The 18,406-nt window shown below is 71.8% G+C and carries 12 protein-coding genes; 6 read left to right on the plus strand and 6 right to left on the minus strand.

What is annotated here, in order from left to right; genetic code table 11:
- Positions 1-35 precede the first annotated feature (35 nt).
- The 4 genes from ACKUB9_RS15360 to ACKUB9_RS15375 form a co-directional block, all read right to left on the minus strand.
- Positions 36-908 (minus strand): branched-chain amino acid ABC transporter permease, encoded by an 873-nt coding sequence (locus ACKUB9_RS15360; RefSeq protein WP_407523447.1) that lies wholly within the window; start codon positions 906-908, stop codon positions 36-38.
- Positions 909-1,013: 105 nt separating this feature from the next.
- Positions 1,014-2,228 carry an ABC transporter substrate-binding protein gene (locus ACKUB9_RS15365; protein ID WP_407523445.1) on the minus strand — a complete coding sequence of 405 codons (1,215 nt, stop codon included), beginning with the start codon at positions 2,226-2,228 and terminating at the stop codon, positions 1,014-1,016.
- 332 nt (positions 2,229-2,560) lie between these two features.
- Positions 2,561-3,475, minus strand: coding sequence for a hypothetical protein (locus tag ACKUB9_RS15370; protein ID WP_407523443.1), 915 nt, complete (start codon positions 3,473-3,475; stop codon positions 2,561-2,563).
- A gap of 112 nt (positions 3,476-3,587) precedes the next feature.
- The gene (locus ACKUB9_RS15375; RefSeq protein ID WP_407523441.1) at positions 3,588-4,649 is read right to left on the minus strand and encodes a threonine aldolase family protein; all 1,062 of its coding nucleotides are present in this window, start codon (positions 4,647-4,649) and stop codon (positions 3,588-3,590) included.
- A gap of 604 nt (positions 4,650-5,253) precedes the next feature.
- On the opposite strand from ACKUB9_RS15375, the gene gltB reads away from it, so the two are divergent.
- The 3 genes from gltB (at position 5,254) to ACKUB9_RS15390 (ending at position 12,135) form a co-directional block, all read left to right on the plus strand.
- Positions 5,254-9,945, plus strand: coding sequence for a glutamate synthase large subunit (gltB, locus tag ACKUB9_RS15380; RefSeq protein ID WP_407523438.1), 4,692 nt, complete (start codon positions 5,254-5,256; stop codon positions 9,943-9,945).
- Between the two features lie 100 nt (positions 9,946-10,045).
- The gene (locus tag ACKUB9_RS15385) at positions 10,046-10,636 is read left to right on the plus strand and encodes a glutathione S-transferase family protein (RefSeq protein WP_407523435.1); all 591 of its coding nucleotides are present in this window, start codon (positions 10,046-10,048) and stop codon (positions 10,634-10,636) included.
- A gap of 68 nt (positions 10,637-10,704) precedes the next feature.
- Positions 10,705-12,135 carry a glutamate synthase subunit beta gene (locus ACKUB9_RS15390; protein WP_407523432.1) on the plus strand — a complete coding sequence of 477 codons (1,431 nt, stop codon included), beginning with the start codon at positions 10,705-10,707 and terminating at the stop codon, positions 12,133-12,135.
- A gap of 32 nt (positions 12,136-12,167) precedes the next feature.
- On the opposite strand, the gene ACKUB9_RS15395 is transcribed toward ACKUB9_RS15390, so the two are convergent.
- Complete coding sequence (locus tag ACKUB9_RS15395; protein ID WP_407523429.1) at positions 12,168-13,589, minus strand: DUF459 domain-containing protein; 1,422 nt, start codon at positions 13,587-13,589, stop codon at positions 12,168-12,170.
- A 76-nt stretch (positions 13,590-13,665) separates the two neighbouring features.
- Positions 13,666-14,664 carry a biotin synthase BioB gene (gene bioB / locus ACKUB9_RS15400; RefSeq protein ID WP_407523427.1) on the minus strand — a complete coding sequence of 333 codons (999 nt, stop codon included), beginning with the start codon at positions 14,662-14,664 and terminating at the stop codon, positions 13,666-13,668.
- A 109-nt stretch (positions 14,665-14,773) separates the two neighbouring features.
- Between bioB and ACKUB9_RS15405 the strand changes: the two genes are divergently transcribed.
- The 3 genes from ACKUB9_RS15405 to recD2 all read left to right on the plus strand — a co-directional run bounded on the left by ACKUB9_RS15405 (position 14,774) and on the right by recD2 (position 18,403).
- A complete protein-coding gene (locus ACKUB9_RS15405) occupies positions 14,774-15,673 on the plus strand; it encodes a LysR substrate-binding domain-containing protein (protein WP_407523425.1) in 900 nt (299 codons plus the stop codon).
- A 108-nt stretch (positions 15,674-15,781) separates the two neighbouring features.
- The gene (locus ACKUB9_RS15410; protein WP_407523422.1) at positions 15,782-16,153 is read left to right on the plus strand and encodes a hypothetical protein; all 372 of its coding nucleotides are present in this window, start codon (positions 15,782-15,784) and stop codon (positions 16,151-16,153) included.
- A gap of 51 nt (positions 16,154-16,204) precedes the next feature.
- On the plus strand, positions 16,205-18,403 hold the full coding sequence (gene recD2, locus ACKUB9_RS15415; protein ID WP_407523419.1) for an SF1B family DNA helicase RecD2: 2,199 nt from the start codon (positions 16,205-16,207) through the stop codon (positions 18,401-18,403).
- Positions 18,404-18,406 lie beyond the last annotated feature (3 nt).

An 18,406-nucleotide genomic window follows, 5' to 3' on the forward strand; every position in this document is an offset into this window, starting at 1 on the left:
GACGAGGGCGCGGCGCCCGGATCTGATGTTCCCGATCAGACCTTCTTGATCACGGCCTTGCCGAACAGGCCCACCGGCCTGACCGCGAGGACGAGGAGGAGCAGGATCAATCCCGGCACGTCCTTGTAGCCGGTCGAGATGTAGAAGCCGGTCAGCGTCTCGACGATGCCGAGGATCAGGCCGCCCACGATCACGCCGAGGCCCGATTCGAGGCCGCCGATGATCGCCACCGCGAAGGCCTTGAGCGCCAGCACGGCGCCCATGGTGGCGCCCGTGAGCGTCACGGGGGCGACGAGCACGCCCGCGAAGGCCGCCGTCATGGCGCTGATCGAGTAGGAGAGGGTGATGACCTTGCGGGTGTTGATGCCCATCAGGCCGGCCGCGTCGATGTCGTTCGAGGTGGCGACCACCGCCTTGCCCCAGATCGACTTGCGGTTGAAGATCTCGACCGCGAGCATCATCAGGAGCGCGCCGGCGACGATCAGCAGTTCCATCGGCAGGACGCGGATGCCCTCGAAGGTCAGCGCGGCCTCGGGCAGCGGCGAGGGGAACTTGAGGTCGTCACGGCCCCAGATGTTCTCGGCGACATTGCGAAAAATGATGCCGAGCGCGATGGTGGCCATGATCCACCCGTACTCGGACTTGATCTTCACGGCCGGGCGCACGCCGAGCCGCTCGACGACCGCGCCGAGGGCGAAGCCGAAGATCAGCACGAGGGGCAGCATCAGCCAGTAGCCGGTGAAGGGCACCAGCGTCAGGCCGAACAGCGCGCCGAGCGCCAGGGCTTCGCCCTGGCCGAAGTTCAGGGTCTTCGAGGTGGCGAAGGTGAGCTGATAGCCGAACGCGATGGCGGCGTAGATCATGCCGACCGCGACGCCGCTCGCCACGAGTTGCAGGAAGATGGTCATCGAAGAGACCCGGAGGGAGGCCGTGGATGGGACGAGGCCCGCGCGGGGGACCGCGCGGGCTCGGGCTCAGGCGGGGACCCGGGCCTCACGCCCGGGTGAGCGGCGTCAGTTCGACGCCTTCTCCTTCACGCGGACGACGCCGGCATTCTTGGCGTCCTCTTCCTTGGCGTAGACGATCCGGCCGTCCTGCACCTTGCCGAACACCACCATGTTGCGGGTGATGGCGTTGTGGTCGGTCTTGGTGAAGGGCTTGTCGTAGGTCGTCACCACGCCCTCGACCTTCTCCTTGAGGTCTTCGAGCGCCGCGCGGATCTTCGGCCCGTTGGTGCTGCCGGCCTGCTGGATCGCGGCCGCCAGGAGGAAGACCGAGTCGTAGCCCTGCGCGCCGGCCACCGGGGTCGGGATCTTGTTGACCTTGAAGGTGGAGTAGTAGCCTTCCAGGAACGCCTTGCGCTTGGGCAGGGTCTGGTCCTCGATGAAGGTCTGAGGCATCGTCACGCCGTTGCCGTTCGTGCCCGCGATATCGATGAAGCTCTGCATCGAGGCCGGCCACGAGGTGATCATCGGCACCTTCCAGCCGAGCTTGGCCATGCCGTTGGCGACCTGCCCGAGCTCCGGCCCGATGCCGTAGGCCAGGATCACGTCCGCGCCCGCCGCCTGCGACTTCAGCAGCTGGGGCGTCATGTCGACGTCCTTGATGTTGAACTTTTCCACCGCGACGGGCTTCACGCCCTTGTCCTTGAGGTACTTCTCAAGGTCCTCGCGGCCGAGCTGGCCGTAATTGGTCGAGTCGGCCAGGATCGCGATCTTCTTGAAGCCGCGGGCGATCGCCTCGTCGGCCATCATGCCGGCCTGCAGCACGTCGTAGGCCGAGGTGCGGAAGACGTAGTTGGCGTCGTAGTCCGGCGGATTGAACTGGTTGGTGATGATCGTCCCGGTGGCGACGTTGTTGATCACCGGGATCTCGGCTTCCTGGTAGAAGCGCTGCGCGGCGAGCGCGACGCCGGTGTTGATGAAGCCGAGGGTCGCGACGACCTTCTCCTTGTTGATCAGCTCCTGCGCGACCTGGGCGCCGACCTCGTTCTTGGCCTCGTCGTCGCGCTCGACGATCTGGAGCTGGCGGCCGAGCACGCCGCCCTTCTTGTTGATCTCCTGCACCGCGAGGCGCACGCCGTCGCGCATCGACACGCCCATCGACGACGAACCGCCCGTGAAGGGGCCCGAGACGCCGATCTTGATCGGATCGGCCGCCTGGGCGCTGCCGGTGAGCGCCGTCGCGCAGACGAGCGCCGCCGCAAGGGCGGTGAAGGGCAATCGCATCGGGTATCTCCTCCGAGAACGTTTCTTTTGCCGACCCGCAGGGATCGGCCCAGGAGCGGCGGATGAAACCCAAGCCGCCGGCCCTTGTCGAGCGCGTCTTTAGATCTAGAGGGTTGGGGATGACAAGCGCGCCGTCACCCGATCGCGGCCGGCAGGTGCTTGTGGAAGTTCGACGGCGCCGCCCGCTCTACACTGCGAACGGCGAGCACCGGCCGGTTCGTCTGACAATTCCCTGGCGTGAGCGCGGGCGCTCCATCGCACGGGCTGCCGGCGGGCGTCGGTCCAGCCCTTCGCCAGCTCCGGATCGAGAGACCCGGGGTGCCGCCTGCCGGCTACTTCGCCTCGTTCTTGGCCTCGTCCTTGGCGGGAACCGGGGTGACGCCGCCGATGACGCGCACCGGACGCCCGCCGTCGGGGGGCGACTTCCAGCCCGGTTCCGCCGCCTTCGGGGCCGGCGGCGGGCTCGCGTCCGCGACGGTCTCGGCGGGCTTGGCCTCCGGCGCGGGGGCCGCCTTGGCGGCGGGCTTCGGCTCGATCAGGGCGGCCGGGCTCTCGACGGGCTTGGCCGGTTTCGCGATCCTGCGCGGCGTCTCCGGGCGGCGGACGGCGCGCGCCTCCGGGCTGTCCGGGTTCAGGCCGAGCGGATTGACGCCCGGCGCGGCCGGTGCCGCGGCCGCCGCGGGCGGCACGCCGGGTGCGGCCCGCGACACGGCCGGACGGTCGGACGGCAGCGGACCCGGCCGGGTCGCGACCCGCCGCTCCTCCATCGGCTCCTCGCGGCCGTAGGTCAGTTCGCCGCGATAGGGCGCGCGCAGCGCCGGATCGCGGGAGGATTCGGCCGGCGGAACGCGGACATCCGCCTCGGTCCAGCCATAGCCGGCGCGGCGGCCGCCCGGGATCGCGCCCGGCGGGTAGAGCGGCGCCTCGATGCGCTCGCGGTCGATCAGACGGCCGCTGCGGGCATCCACGATGAGCCGCACCCGGTTGCCCCAGGGACTGTCGGCATCGACCGTGTAGGCCTCGCCGTCGAAGCGGGGATGGGAGAAGGCCCGGTAGCCGTCGCGGCTGAGGCGCCCGAGCACGGCGCGCGGCGCGAGCACGGCGTCGACCTCCTCGACCCCGTAGAACGCCTGCGCGGCGGCCGGCGTGGAGACGCCGCCCCCCGCGCAGGCGAGGAGGCCCGCGAGGGCGAGCGCGGCCGCAGCGGCCCCGCTCCTCTTGGATCGCACCGCGATCATGTCCCGCATTCCCTTGTTCTCGGGTTCCGCCGGGAGCGAACTCCCCGCATCCCCTTGTGCTTGGACGCGCCCGTTAGACCGCCCGATTGGGGCGGGAATGCGGGGGCTGCGCCGCAGCGGGTCATCCCGCCTGCCGCGCGAGGTCGAGGAGAGCCTCCACCTCCGATTCCTGCGTGGCGAAGGAGGTGACGAGGCGCGCGAGGGTCTCGTCCTCTCGCACGCGCTCGCCCTCGGGCAGAGAGGTGCTGCTCCAGTCGTAGAAGGCCCCGCCGCCCTCCCGCAGCCGCCGCGCCAGCGGGCCGGGCAGGATCGGGAAGACCTCGTTCGCCTCCACGGGCCACGCGAGCCGCACGCCCGGGAGCGCCGCGAGGCCGGTGCCGAGGCGGGCGGCCATGCGATTCGCCCAAGCGGCGTTGGCGAGCCAGTGATCGTCCGCCAGATAGGCGTGGAGCTGCGCGGCGAGCAGGCGCCCCTTCGCGAGCAGGTGCCCGGCCCGCTTGCGGCGATGGGCGATCGTCTCGGCGAGGTCGGGACGGAAGACCACGATCGCTTCGGCGGCGAGCGCCCCGTTCTTGCTCGCCCCGAAGGAGAGGATGTCGATGCCGGCCCGCCACGTGATCTCGGCCGGGCGGCAGCCGAGCCTCGCGACCGCGTTCGCGAGGCGCGCCCCGTCCATGTGGACGGAGAGCCCGTGCCGATGGGCGATCCCGCACAGCCGCGCCAGCGCCTCCGGCGCATAGACGAGGCCGGCCTCGGTGGCCTGCGACAGCGACAGGGCGCGGGCCGGCATCCGGTGGACGGAGAGAGGGCGGCCCGCCAGCGCCGCCGCCAACGCCTCGGGGTCGATCCGCCCGCCGGTCCCGGGCAGGGGGCTGAGCTTGGCGCCGTGGGTGTAGAATTCCGGCGCGCCGCACTCGTCGGTCGTGACGTGCGCCTCCGCGTGGCAGAGGCAGGATCCGAAGGGCGGCACCATCGCGGCGAGCGCGAGCGCGTTGGCCGCCGTGCCGGTGGCGACGGGAAACACGACGAGATCGGGATGCTCGAACACCTCGCGGAAGCGGGCCGTGAGGCTCGCGGTGAGCGGATCCTCGCCGTAGGCGGGCATCGCGCCCGCGTTCGCCCGCACCAGCGCGTCGAGGATCGGCGCGCTCGCGCCGGTCACGTTGTCGCTCGCGAAGTTCATGCGCTCTCCCTCCCGGGCCGATTCGGTCTACCGGTCGCCATGGCAGGCCGGCGCGGCCATGTCCCCGCGGCGGAATCATGACGGGCATGCGCCGGGACGCGAAAGCTGCGCGAGATCATGCCGCCGCGGTCGTTCGTTGCGGCGCCGCGCCGCAATGCGCAAGAAAAGCACAATCGTCGGCCGTCTCGGCCCTTGCTGGACCGATTGAAATCTGGCAGCTTCCGGACTTAGGACAGCAGGGCTGTCCCATTTTCCCGGATTCCTGCATCCGGGTCGCGAAGGGCGCTGGCTTGTGGCTTGCACGACGGCCAAACGAGATACGACATGCATCGCCGCCGAGGCGATGCGGGTGCGCGCCGGCTGACAAAGCCGCCGGGTGCCCGCGAGGTGCGGGCGCTCCCTGACGCGAGACGCGACCGGACCTCCAGACGAGAGACCAGACGGCGGACCCTCCCGGGTCCGGCCGTTCCTGCCCGCCGTCCCGGCCCCGCCGGGGTCCGGCGGATCACCGGACCAGCGGCACGCCCGGACGGGCGGAGGCGTTGCCATCGAGCGGTCGTCCGCGGGCGCGAGCCCGGCACGGGCGTGAGGGAGACTTGAGACGATGAGCGGCCTGGACAAGACCCAGCACCCTCCCCGCGGGCAGGCGGCACCGGCCCTCGTCGTGCGCGATCCGGCGCTGCCGGCGGCGCAAGGCCTCTACGACCCGGCCCGCGAAAAGGACGCCTGCGGCGTCGGCTTCGTCGCCGACATGCACGACCGGCGCAGCCACGCCATCGTCCAGCAGGGCCTGCAGATCCTGGAGAACCTCGACCACCGCGGGGCGGTGGGCGCCGACCCCAAGATGGGCGACGGCTGCGGCATCCTCGTGCAGATCCCGCACGACTTCTTCGCCGCGGAGGCGGCGCGCCTCGGCATCGACCTGCCGGAGGCCGGCCATTACGGTGTCGGCCAGCTCTACATGCCGCGCGACGAGGCCGGCTTCGCGCAGGTGGTCGGCATCGTCGAGAAGGCAATCGCCGACGAGGGCCTGACGCTGCTCGGCTGGCGCGACGTCCCGGTGGACGGCAGCGACCTCGGCGAGAGCGTGAAGCTGAGTGAGCCGCGCCACCGGCAGGTCTTCATCGGCCGGCCCGCGTCGAGCCCCGACCAGGACACCTTCGACCGCCGGCTCTATCTCTGCCGCAAGGTCATCTCGAACTCGGTCTACGACCTGAAGGATCCCAAGCTCAAGGAGTTCTATCCGGTCTCCCTGTCCTCACGCACCATCGTGTACAAGGGCATGGTGCTGGTCCATCAGCTCGGCCAGTACTACCTCGACCTCAAGGACGAGCGCTTCGCCTCGGCGCTGGCCCTCGTGCACCAGCGCTTCGCCACCAACACCTTCCCGACCTGGCGCCTGTCCCACCCCTACCGGATGGTGGCGCATAACGGCGAGATCAACACGCTGCGCGGCAACGTCAACTGGATGGCGGCGCGCCAGGCGAGCGTGGATTCGGAGCTGTTCGGCAACGACATCTCGAAGCTCTGGCCGATCTCCTACGAGGGCCAGTCCGACACCGCCTGCTTCGACAACGCGCTCGAATTCCTCGTGCAGGGCGGCTACCCGCTCGCGCACGCGATGATGATGCTCATCCCGGAGGCCTGGGCCGGCAACCCGCTGATGAGCGAGGAGCGGCGCGCCTTCTACGAGTACCACGCGGCGCTGATGGAGCCGTGGGACGGGCCGGCCGCGGTCGCCTTCACGGACGGGCGCCAGATCGGCGCCACCCTCGACCGCAACGGCCTGCGGCCCGCGCGCTACGTCGTGACCCGCGACGGCCTCGTGGTGCTCGCCTCCGAGATGGGCGTGCTGCCGATCCGCGACGAGGACATCGTCGAGTCCTGGCGCCTGCAGCCGGGCCGGATGCTGCTCATCGATTTGGAGAAGGGCCGGATCGTCTCCGACGAGGAGATCAAGAGCGAGCTCGCGGTCGCCAACCCCTACAAGGACTGGCTGAAGCGCACCCAGATCGTGCTGGAGGAGCTGCGCCCGGTGCAGCCGCGCGAGTCGCGCACCGACGTGTCGCTCCTCGATCGCCAGCAGGCCTTCGGCTACACCCAGGAGGACCTGAAGCTCCTGATGCAGCCCATGGCCGTCACCGGCCAGGAGGCGGTCGGCTCGATGGGCTCGGACACGCCGCTCTCGGCGCTCTCCGACAAGCCGAAGCTCCTCTACACCTACTTCAAGCAGAACTTCGCGCAGGTGACCAACCCGCCGATCGACCCGATCCGCGAGGAGGCCGTGATGAGCCTCGTCTCGTTCATCGGGCCGCGGCCGAACATCCTCGACCTGGAGGGCACCTCGCGCAAGAAGCGCCTGGAGGTGCGCCAGCCGATCCTGACCAACGCGGACCTGGAGAAGATCCGCTGCATCGGCCATTTCGAGGACCGCTTCGACACCAAGACCCTCGACATCACCTACCCGTCCGAACTCGGCGCGGCCGGCATGGACGGGGCGGTGGACCGGCTCTGCGACCGCGCCGAGGCGGCGGTGCGCGGCGGCTACAACATCATCGTGCTCTCCGACCGCGCGGTCGGGCCGGACCGGGTGCCGATCCCGGCGCTGCTGGCCACCGCCTCGGTGCACAACTACCTGATCCGCAAGGGTCTGCGCACCTCGGTGGGGCTCGTGGTGGAATCGGGCGAGCCGCGGGAGGTGCACCACTTCGCGTGCCTCGCCGGCTACGGCGCCGAGGCGATCAACCCCTACCTCGCCTTCGAGACGCTGCTCGCCATGAAGGACGAGCTGCCGCCCGACGTCTCCGAGGACGAGATCGTCACCCGCTACATCAAGTCGATCGACAAGGGCCTGCTCAAGGTGATGTCCAAGATGGGCATCTCCACCTACCAGTCCTATTGCGGCGCGCAGATCTTCGACGCCGTCGGCCTCAACTCGTCCTTCGTCGAGCGCGACTTCTTCGGCACGGCGACGACGATCGAGGGCATCGGCATGGCCGAGGTGGCCGAGGAGACGATCCGCCGCCACCAGGACGCCTTCGGTGACGCGCCGGTCTACCGCAACGCCCTCGATGTCGGCGGCGAGTACGCCTACCGGCTGCGCGGCGAGGCCCATACCTGGACGCCCGACACGGTGGCGACGCTCCAGCACGCGGTGCGCCTCGCACTGCCCGAGCGCTACCGCGAGTACGCGCGCCTCGTGAACGAGCAGGAGAACCACCTCAAGACCATCCGGGGCCTGTTCCGGATCAAGAGCGCGGCCGAGATCGGCCGGGCGCCGGTGGAGCTCGACGCCGTCGAGCCGGCCGCCGAGATCGTCCGGCGCTTCGCCACGGGCGCGATGTCGTACGGCTCCATCTCCAAGGAGGCGCACGAGACGCTGGCGATCGCCCTCAACTCCTTCGGCGGGCGCTCGAACTCGGGGGAGGGCGGCGAGGAGCGCGAGCGCTACCGCCCGCTGCCGGACGGCCGCTCGCGCCGCTCGGCGATCAAGCAGGTGGCCTCGGGCCGCTTCGGCGTGACCACCGAGTACCTCGTCAACGCCGACATGATGCAGATCAAGGTGGCGCAGGGTGCCAAGCCCGGCGAGGGCGGCCAGCTGCCCGGCCACAAGGTCGACGCCAAGATCGCGAAGGTGCGGCACTCGACCCCCGGCGTCGGCCTGATCTCGCCGCCGCCCCACCACGACATCTACTCGATCGAGGATCTGGCCCAGCTGATCTTCGACCTCAAGAACGTGAACCCGGCCGCCGACGTCTCGGTGAAGCTGGTCTCGGAGGTCGGCGTCGGCACGGTGGCGGCCGGCGTCGCCAAGGCGCGCGCCGACCACATCACCATCTCGGGCTACGACGGCGGCACCGGCGCGGCCCCGCTCACCTCGATCAAGCATGCGGGCGGCCCTTGGGAGACCGGGCTCGCCGAGACGCAGCAGACCCTCGTCCTCAATCACCTGCGCGGCCGCGTGGCCCTGCAGGCGGACGGCGGCATCCGCACCGGCCGGGACGTGCTGATCGCGGCCCTGCTCGGGGCCGACCAGTTCGGCTTCTCCACCGCGCCGCTGATCGCGGCCGGCTGCATCATGATGCGCAAGTGCCACCTCAACACCTGCCCGGTCGGGGTCGCCACCCAGGACCCGGTGCTGCGCAAGCGCTTCAAGGGCACGCCCGAGCACGTCATCAACTACTTCTTCTTCGTGGCCGAGGAGGTGCGCGAGCTGATGGCGTCGATGGGCGTGACGCGGCTCGACGACCTGATCGGGCGCTCGGACTACCTCGACAAGCTCGCGGCCATCTCGCACTGGAAGGCCAAGGGCCTCGACTTCACGAAGCTCTTCCACAAGCCCGACGTGCCCGATCACGTCGCGATCCGCCACGTGGAGGCGCAGAACCACCCGATCGACACCGTGCTGGACCGCCGCCTGATCGCGGCGCTGAAAGGTGCGATCGCCTCCGGCGAGCCGGCCAGCGTCTCGGACGTCATCCGCAACTCCGACCGGGCCGCGGGCGCGATGCTCTCGGGCGAGGTCGCCAAGGCGCACGGGCACGAGGGGCTGCCCGACGACACGCTCACCGTGCACCTGACCGGCACCGCCGGCCAGAGCTTCGGCGCGTGGCTCGCCGCGGGCGTGACGCTCATCCTCGAAGGCCACGGCAACGACTACGTCGGCAAGGGCCTGTCGGGCGGCAAGCTGATCCTGCGGCCCTCCGAGGCCTTGGGCTCGCCGGCCGAGCGCACCATCATGGTGGGCAACACGGTGCTGTACGGCGCGATCGCGGGCGAGGCCTACATCCGGGGCGCGGCGGGCGAGCGCTTCGCGGTGCGCAACTCGGGCGCCATCGCGGTGGTCGAGGGCATGGGCGACCACGGCTGCGAGTACATGACCGGCGGCGTCGTGGTGTCGATCGGCGAGACCGGGCGCAACTTCGCGGCCGGCATGTCGGGCGGCATCGCCTACGTGCTGGACGAGGACGGCACGTTCGCCAAGCGCTGCAACCTCTCGATGGTGGATCTCGAACCCGTCGAGGAGGAGGACGAGTTCATGCGCCGCTTCCACCAGGACGGCGACCTGGAGACCAAGGGGCGCATCGACATCCTGGCCAACATGTCGGGCCACGACGAGGAGCGCCTCGTCGGCCTGATCAACAACCACCTCAAGTACACCGGCTCGGTGCGCGCCAAGGCGATCATCGACAACTGGGACACCTACCGCACCAAGTTCGTGAAGGTGATGCCGGTCGAGTACCGGCGGGCGCTGCGCGAGATGGAGCGGGCCCGGATGCCGGTGGCGGCGGAGTAGGCCGACGGTTCGGAGATTGGCACGGGAACCCCTCTCCCACTCGGGAGAGGGGTTCCCGCGCTCGATGTGGCAACGCTTGCGAAGCAGGGAGATTCCGGCGGTGCAGATCTACGGCGACGACAAGTCGGGCAATTGCCTGAAGGTGAAGTACGTCGCCGATCATCTCGGCCTGTCCTACACCTGGGTGCCGATCGACATCATGCGGGGGGAGAGCCGCACGCCCGAGTACCTCGCCCGCTTTCCCGCCGGGCAGGTGCCCGGGGTGGAATTCGCGGACGGGCGCTGCCTCGCGCAGTCGAACGCGATCATCCGCCACCTCGCCCGCGGCAGCGCGCTGCTGCCCGAGGATCCGTGGACCCAGGCCAAGATCGACGAGTGGCTTTTTTGGGAGCAGTACAGCCACGAGCCGACGATCGCGGTCTGCCGCTTCCACATGCGCTACCGGGGCGAGCCGGCCGAGACCCGCGACCCGCGGAAGGTGGCGGGCGGAGAGGCGGCCCTCGACCTGATGGAGCGACGCTTGGTCGCCGCGGAGTGGTTCGCGGGCGACGGCTTCACCATCGCGGACGTCGCCCTGTTCGCCTATACGCAATTCGCCGACGAGGGCGGGTTCAGCCTCGACACAAGGCCGGCCGTGCGGGGCTGGCTCACGCGTTGCATGCAGGCCCTCGGCCTGCCGCGCGCGACCTAAATCGCCGCGCCGGGCTCCCTCAAGGTTCGCACCGGCCCGTTCTTCGTTCCAGACTTCGAGTTCTTCCGATGGGCAAGGTCACAGGCTTCCTCGAATACGACCGCCAGGAGCAGAAGTATCAGCTCGCCGGCGATCGCGTGCGGCACTTCCTCGAATTCACGCTGCCGCTCGACGAGCACGACCTGAAGAAGCAGGCGGCGCGCTGCATGGATTGCGGCATCCCGTTCTGCCACGGGCCGACCGGCTGCCCGGTCCACAACCAGATCCCGGACTGGAACGACCTCGTCTTCAACGCGGATTGGGAAGAAGCCTCGCGCAATCTCCACTCCACGAACAATTTTCCGGAGTTCACCGGCCGCATCTGTCCGGCGCCCTGCGAGGAGGCCTGTACGCTCAACCTCGAGAACCAGCCGGTCACCATCAAGACCATCGAGCAGGCGATCGCCGACAAGGCCTGGAGCATGGGCTGGGTGGTGCCCGAACCGCCGCAGGCGAAGACAGGCAAGACGGTGGCGATCATCGGCTCCGGGCCGGCGGGCCTCGCCGCCGCCCAGCAGCTCGCCCGGGTCGGCCACGACGTCCACGTGTTCGAGCGCGAGCCGCGGGCCGGCGGCCTGCTCCGCTACGGCATCCCGGACTTCAAGATGGAGAAGCGCCACATCGACCGCCGCGTGCGGCAGATGGAGGCCGAAGGCGTGCAGTTCCACTACGGGGTCAATGTCGGCGTCACCCGCTCCTTCGCGAGCCTGCACAACGAGTTCGACGCGGTGCTGTTCGCGGGCGGCGCCGAGGACCCGCGCGACCCGAAGCTGCCGGGCCAGGACCTCGAGGGCGTGCACTACGCCATGCCCTACCTCGTGCAGTCGAACCGCCGGGTCGGATCGGAGGACGAGGTGTTGGCGGGCGAGACGCCGATCCTGGCGGCCGGCAAGAACGTGGTGGTGATCGGCGGCGGCGACACCGCCTCGGACTGCATCGGCACGGCCTTCCGGCAGGGCGCCCTCTCGGTGACGCAGCTCGACATCCGCCCGCGTCCGCCGGAGCGCGAGGACAAGCTCGCCGTGTGGCCCTACTGGGCGACCAAGATGCGCGTGTCGTCGAGCCAGGCGGAGGGCGCCGAGCGCGAGTTCCAGGCCGCGACCCTGCGCATCGAGGGCAAGAAGGGCAAGGTGAAGGGCGTCATCTGCGCCCGCGTGGACGAGAAGCGCCAGCCGCTGGCCGGCACCGAGTTCCTGCTCCCGGCCGACCTCGTCTTCGTGGCGCTCGGCTTCTCCGGTCCGGTCTCGCCGGGCCTGCTGGAGGAATCGGGCGTCGCGCGCGACCGCCGCGGCAACGTCCAGGCGGACGAGGTCTCCTACCGCACCTCGAACGACAAGGTCTGGGTGGCGGGCGACATGCGCCGCGGCCAGTCGCTGGTGGTCTGGGCGATCCGCGAGGGGCGTCAGGCGGCCCGCGCCATCGACGAGGCCCTGATGGGCGCGACGACCCTGCCGCTCTGAGGCGGCAAGGGGAGGCGGCCAGGGGAGGCGTCTCAGCTCCGCGGCCAGCGGAAATCGTCGGCCCGGCCCGGCTGCGGGGTGGCGGGGGCGCCGCGGGTGAGGCTGCGCTCGACGGTGTAGCCCGCATCGCCGTCGACCCGCGGACGGCCGCTGAGGAGCTGGCCGTTCGGCGACACCTCGTTGCGGGTGAGCGGCACCACCGGTCCGGCCGCCGGCTTGACCGGCAGCGCCGGGATGCCGGGCGGCTCCGGCAGGCTCGGCAGCATCGCGGTGATGAGCCGGTCGATGGCCGCATCGTCGTCGAGGCGCGGCTGCCCGGCCTCGCCGGAGGCGGGCGGCGGGGTGGCCGCCACGGCGTCCGGCACGCTCGGCAGGACGCCGCGCGCCTCCATCAGCCGCTTGATCTCGACATCCGCGAAGTGCGCGGCCTTGCGGGCGCCCGCCTGGGTGAAGTGCACCCCGTCGGCGGTGCGCAGCCGCGCCGACTGGCCTTCGAGGTCCGGGCCGGTCGCCGCGTAGCGGTTCTGCTCGTCCGCGAAGGCCGGCCAGATGTCGACGTAGATGCCGCCCGCGCGCTGCACCCGGTCGCGGTAGATCTCGTTGATCGAGCTGAGGTCGGCCGAGAAGGACTCGCTCTTCATCGGCGGCACGCCGACCCAGATCACCGGCACCTTGGCGTCCGTGAACACCTTGAGGAGCGCGTCGACCCGGTCGCGGTAGAGGGTGCGCCAGCGGTCGCCGAGCGCCTCCAGCGACTGGTCGCCGTCGCGCAGGGACTGGCGGTCGTTGGCGCCGATCATCACGACCGCGTAGGTCAGCTTGGGGTTGGCGGCCAGGTACTCCTCGGCGGCCTTCGGCCAGTCGACCACGTCCTTGCGCACGAGGCCGCTGTCGCCGCGGGCGCGGCGGATCACCAGCACGTCGCCGTTCGCCTCGTAGGCGGATTCCAGCCCCTTGCCGAGGAGGTCGGCGAGCGAATCGCCAAAGACCGCGATCTGCGTCGTCGGGTTGGTCTTGGGCTTGGCGGCCGGCGCGGCCGCCACCGGCGCCGCCGGGCGGGGCTTCGGCCGCTGCACCGAGCGTCCCTCGTGGCTGCGATAGGATTCGCGGACCGGGGCCTCGCGCAGCCGCGGGCGCGGCGTACGGTAACCGCCGCCGTAGCTCGGGGCCGGGGCCGGAGCCGGCTGGGCCTGCTGCGGCTGCTGCGGCTCCCAGGGCCAGCGGAACCCGTCGCGCTGCGGCTCGGGCGCGGGGGCGCGCCGGTAGCCCTGCCGGCCGTACGGATCCTCACCGTAGCCGCGGCTGCGGGAGCCGTACCCGTAGGGGTCCTGGCGGCGCGGCGGCTGGGCGGCGTCCTCTCCGCCCCACCACTGCGCCGAGGCCGACGAGGCGGCCATGACGAAGAGCGCGCCGACGAGCCCGATCGTCAATCCTGGATGTCTCGGCCCCGTCATCCGCTGCTCGCTCCTGAACGCCGCGCCAGGATAACGCGCGGCGGCCCGAAGCGCACCCCGGGGCAGGAGGCGGGCGCTACTCGGCCGCCTCCAGGCCCACCACCTCCGGCACCGGCACGCCGATGTCGCGCAGGAGCTGGGCGTCCGCGTCGGCCTCGTTGTTGGCGGTGGTGAGCAGCCGCTCGCCGTAGAAGATCGAGTTGGCGCCGGCGAGGAAGCACAGCACCTGCGCCTCGCGGGTGAGCGCCCGGCGGCCCGCGCTCAGGCGCACCCGGGCCTTGGGCATCACGATGCGGGCGGTGGCGCACATGCGCACGAGGTCGAGGGGGTCGACCGGGGGGCGGTCCTGGAGCGGGGTGCCCTCCACCGCCACGAGGGCGTTGATCGGTACGCTCTCGGGGTGCGGCGCGTGGTTGGCCAGCACCTGCAGCATCGCGGCGCGGTCCTGCACGCCCTCGCCCATGCCGATGATGCCGCCGCAGCAGACGCCGATCCCGGCATCGCGCACCGCCTGCAGGGTGTCGAGCCGGTCCGCGTAGGTGCGCGTCGAGATGATGTCGCCGTAGAAATCCGGCCCGGTATCGAGGTTGTGGTTGTAGGCGGTGAGGCCGGCCGCGGCGAGGCGCTCGGCCTGCGAGGGCGTGAGCATGCCCAGCGTCACGCAGGCCTCCATCCCGAGCCCGCGCACGCCGCGCACCATCGCCAGCACTGCGTCGAATTCGGGCCCGTCCTTCGGCTGGCGCCACGCGGCGCCCATGCAGAAGCGGGTCGCGCCCGCCGCCTTGGCGGCGGCGGCCTCGCGCAGCACGGTCTCCACCGGCATCAGGCGCTGGCGGCCGAGACCCGCCTCCTTGTGGTGGGCCGATTGCGGGCAGTAGGCGCAATCCTCCGGGCAGCCGCCGGTCTTGATCGAGAGCAGGCTCGCGCGCTGGATGTCGGCCGGGTCGTGATGGGCGCGATGCACGCCGGCCGCCCGGTGCACGAGGTCGAGGAGCGGCAGGTCGTGGATCGCCTGGATCTCGGCGACGGTCCAATCGTGCCGGATGGCGTCGGGGCGCGCGGTGTCGGTGCTCATCGGGCTCCTCGGGTCTCTGCCGTCCGCATAGCGCGATCTGCCCGGCTTGTCCCGCCCCTCGCGGGGTCCAACCGTTGCCAATCCGGGGTGGTCGGCGGCATCGTGGCGCATGTCGCTCCGGGTGCCCCTCTCCGCCGTCCGGTCCTTCGAGGCCGCTGCGCGGCGGCGCTCGTTCAAGGCCGCGGCGGCCGAGCTGAACCTGACCGCGAGCGCGGTGAGCCACGCGATCCGCAAGATGGAGGAGGCCCTCGGCGTCGCGCTGTTCGAGCGGGCCGGGCAGGGGGTGGCGCTCACCGCCGCCGGCGAGGCGCTGCTGGAGCATGTCGGGCGGGCCTTCGAGGAGCTGCACCGCGGCCTCGACCTCGTGGCGGCGCGCGGGCCGCAGCTCCTGCGCCTGCACTGCGCCCCGAGCTTCGCGGCGCAGTGGCTCACCCCGCGGCTCGCCCGCTTCCTCGCCGACCATCCGGGCTTCGAGGTGCGGCTCGCCGCCGGCATGGACTACGCGCGCTTCACCACCGACGAGTTCGACGCCGACATCGTCTACGGCCCGCCGCGCGGGGAAGGGCTGGTGGTGGTGCCGCTCTGCACCGAGACCGTGACGCCGCTCTGCGACCCCGTGCGGGCGGCCCGCATCCGCGCGCCGGAAGACCTCCTCACCCACGTGCTGATCCAGAGCGACAACAAGCTCGTGCGCTGGCCGCTCTGGTTCGCGCAGAACGACCTGCCGGCGCCCCGGCCGCTCGGGGTGCGCTTCGACCGCAGCTTCCTCGCCATCGCGGCGGCCGCGGACGGGCTCGGCGTCGCTCTCGAATCGACGCTGCTCGCCGAGCGCGAGATCGCGAGCGGCCGCCTGGTCGCCCCGCTGCGGGGGCTCGCGCGCGACGTGACCTATGTCGGCCACCACCTCGTCTTCCCGGCGGGGAACCGGCCGCGCGCGCCGCTGCGCACCTTCGCGCGCTGGCTGGCGGGCGAGCTCGGGATCGATCCGGAGATGGCGGAGCTGAGCTGATCCCGTGGATCCTGTACGGCCGGCAACGCCGGCTTCAGTCGCGGTTCAAGCGAGCGGATCGAGGATCGGGCATCGGCGGGCCGGTGCCCGCCCGGGAGCATCGATCCGATGTCACGCGTCGTTCGCCTGGCCGCCGCGACGGCCGCCGCGCTCATCCTGACCGCGCCGGTCCTCGCCGCGGATTACGAGGAGCCGCCGCCTCCGCCGCGGTTCGAGTCCCGTCCCGGCTGGGTGCCGCCGCCGCGCGTCGTGCCCCCGACTGAGACCTGCCGGGTCTTCGTGAAGCGGCGGATCGACCCCTACGGCGACGAGGTGGTTCGACGGGTCCGGGTCTGCGACGAGGGACCGGCCCTCGACGGCCCGCCGCGCTGGCGCGGCCCCGGCTGGCGCGGCCCCGACTGGGGCCCGGACGAGGAAGGTCCGCCGCGCCGCCGCCTCGGACCGCCGCTGCCCCCCGCGGACATCCCGGACGGCTGGTAGGCGCGGCCTTGCGGCGGCGGGCCGAAGTGCCAATCTCTCCCCCGTCGCCCGATGCCCGCCGCCGCCACACGCCGCCCCGCCGGACACGAAACCGGCGCGCCCCCGCGCGACGCGCTCGCGGGCTCGATCGAGCGCGTCACCTTCCACAGCTCCGAGACCGGCTTCTGCGTCCTGAAGGTCAAGGCGCGGGGCAAGCGCGACCTCGTGGCCGTGGTCGGGCACGCGCCCGCGGTCGCGGCCGGCGAGTGGATCACCGCCACCGGTGCCTGGGTGAGCGACCGCACCCACGGCCTGCAATTCCGCGCCGACACGCTGGCCTGCACGCCGCCCACGGGCGAGGAGGGCATCGCGCGCTACCTCGCCTCTGGCCAGATGCGCGGCATCGGCCCGGAGATGGCCCGGCGCATCGTGCGCGCCTTCGGGGCCGAGACCTTCGCGATGATCGAGGCCGAGCCCCACCGCCTCATCGAGGTCGCCGGCATCGGCCCGACCCGGGCCGCGCGCCTCGTGGCGGCCTGGGCCGAGCACAAGGTGGTGCGCGAGATCATGATCTTCCTGCACGCGCACGGGGTCGGCACGGCCCGGGCGGTGCGGATCTACAAGACCTACGGGGCGGAGTCGGTCGCCGTGATGACGGAGGACCCCTACCGCCTCGCCCGCGACGTGCGCGGCATCGGCTTCCGCACGGCGGACGCCATCGCCGCCAAGCTCGGCCTGCCGCCGACCGCGCCCGCGCGGCTGCGGGCGGGCATCGCCTACGCGCTCCAGGCGGCCATGGATGACGGCCACTGCGCCCTGCCGGTGCCCGACCTCGTGACGCGGGCGGCCGACCTTCTCGGCGTCGAGCCGGCGCTCGCCCGCACGGCGCTGGTGGAGGAACTCGGCGGCGACGCGGTGGTGGCGGACGCGATCGGGGGCGAGACCCACGTCTTCCTGCGCGGCCTCCACGCGGCCGAGCGGGCCATCGCCGAGCGGCTGACCGCGCTGGACGAGGCGCCGCTCCCCTGGGGGGAGGTCGCGGCCGGGCCGGCGCTCGCCGCCGTCGAGGCGCAGACGGCCAGGACGCTGTCGCCCTCGCAGGCCGAGGCCGTGCGGAGCGTGCTCGCCGCCAAGGTCGCGGTCATCACCGGCGGGCCCGGCGTCGGCAAGACCAGCACCCTCGACGCGCTGCTGCGGGTGCTCGACACCGTCGGGGCGCGCGTGCTCCTCGCCGCGCCCACCGGCCGGGCCGCCAAGCGGATGAGCGAGCAGACCGGGCGCGAGGCGAAGACGCTCCACCGCCTGCTCGAAGTCGACCCGTCGCGGGGCGGCTTCCAGCGCGGCGAGCACGACCCGCTCAGCTGCGACCTCCTCGTGGTGGACGAGGCCTCGATGATCGACGTGCCGCTGATGAACGCCCTGACGCGCGCCCTGCCGCGCCACGCCGCGCTCTGGCTCGTCGGCGACGTCGACCAGTTGCCCTCGGTCGGCCCGGGACAGGTGCTCGCCGACGTCATCGCGTCGGGGCGCGTGGCGGTGGCCCGCCTGACCGAGGTGTTTCGCCAGGCCGCCGAGAGCCGGATCATCGTCAACGCCCACCGGATCAAGGAGGGGCGGATGCCGCAAGGCAGCCCGGACCCGTCCGGCGACTTCTTCGTGGTCGAGATCGACGACCCCGAGATCGGGGCGGAGAAGCTCGTCGAGATCGTGACGCGGCGCATCCCGCGCCGCTTCGGCCTCGATCCGGTGCGCGACGTGCAGGTGCTCTGCCCGATGACCCGCGGGGCGCTCGGCAGCCGCCACCTCAACCACGCGCTCCAGCAGGTGCTCAACCCGCAGCCCGCGGCCTCCGTCGAGCGCTTCGGCTGGCGCTTCGCGCCGGGCGATCGGGTGATGGTGGGCCAGAACGACTACGACCGCGAGGTCTTCAACGGCGACCTCGGCCTGGTGCTGCGCATCGACCCGGAGGAGGGGACTTTGGTCGCCGGCTTCGACGGACGCGAGGTGACGTGGCCCTTCGACCAACTCGACGCCCTCTCGCCGGCCTACGCGATCACCATCCACAAGGCGCAAGGCTCGGAATACCCGGCCGTGGTGATCCCGGTGGCGCTCCAGCACTACACGATGCTGGCGCGCAACCTGCTCTACACGGGCGTGACCCGGGGCAAGCGCCTCGTCGTGCTGGTGGCGCAGCGCCGCGCGGTCGGGATCGCGGTGCGCGGCGGCGCGATGCGGCCCCGGTTCACCAAGCTGCGGGAGTGGCTGGGCTAGGGC

The organism is Methylobacterium oryzisoli, from assembly GCF_046557895.1.
Lineage (GTDB): Bacteria > Pseudomonadota > Alphaproteobacteria > Rhizobiales > Beijerinckiaceae > Methylobacterium > Methylobacterium oryzisoli.

Excerpts from the sequence above, each read along its gene's own strand:
- gltB (WP_407523438.1), top strand. The coding sequence starts at position 5,254 with ATGAGCGGCCTGGACAAGACCCAGCACCCTCCCCGCGGGCAGGCGGCA.
- ACKUB9_RS15360 (WP_407523447.1), bottom strand. The coding sequence starts at position 908 with ATGACCATCTTCCTGCAACTCGTGGCGAGCGGCGTCGCGGTCGGCATG.
- recD2 (WP_407523419.1), top strand. The coding sequence starts at position 16,205 with ATGCCCGCCGCCGCCACACGCCGCCCCGCCGGACACGAAACCGGCGCG.
- bioB (WP_407523427.1), bottom strand. The coding sequence starts at position 14,664 with ATGAGCACCGACACCGCGCGCCCCGACGCCATCCGGCACGATTGGACC.
- ACKUB9_RS15390 (WP_407523432.1), top strand. The coding sequence starts at position 10,705 with ATGGGCAAGGTCACAGGCTTCCTCGAATACGACCGCCAGGAGCAGAAG.
- ACKUB9_RS15410 (WP_407523422.1), top strand. The coding sequence starts at position 15,782 with ATGTCACGCGTCGTTCGCCTGGCCGCCGCGACGGCCGCCGCGCTCATC.
- ACKUB9_RS15365 (WP_407523445.1), bottom strand. The coding sequence starts at position 2,228 with ATGCGATTGCCCTTCACCGCCCTTGCGGCGGCGCTCGTCTGCGCGACG.
- ACKUB9_RS15370 (WP_407523443.1), bottom strand. The coding sequence starts at position 3,475 with ATGCGGGACATGATCGCGGTGCGATCCAAGAGGAGCGGGGCCGCTGCG.
- ACKUB9_RS15395 (WP_407523429.1), bottom strand. The coding sequence starts at position 13,589 with ATGACGGGGCCGAGACATCCAGGATTGACGATCGGGCTCGTCGGCGCG.
- ACKUB9_RS15375 (WP_407523441.1), bottom strand. The coding sequence starts at position 4,649 with ATGAACTTCGCGAGCGACAACGTGACCGGCGCGAGCGCGCCGATCCTC.
- ACKUB9_RS15405 (WP_407523425.1), top strand. The coding sequence starts at position 14,774 with ATGTCGCTCCGGGTGCCCCTCTCCGCCGTCCGGTCCTTCGAGGCCGCT.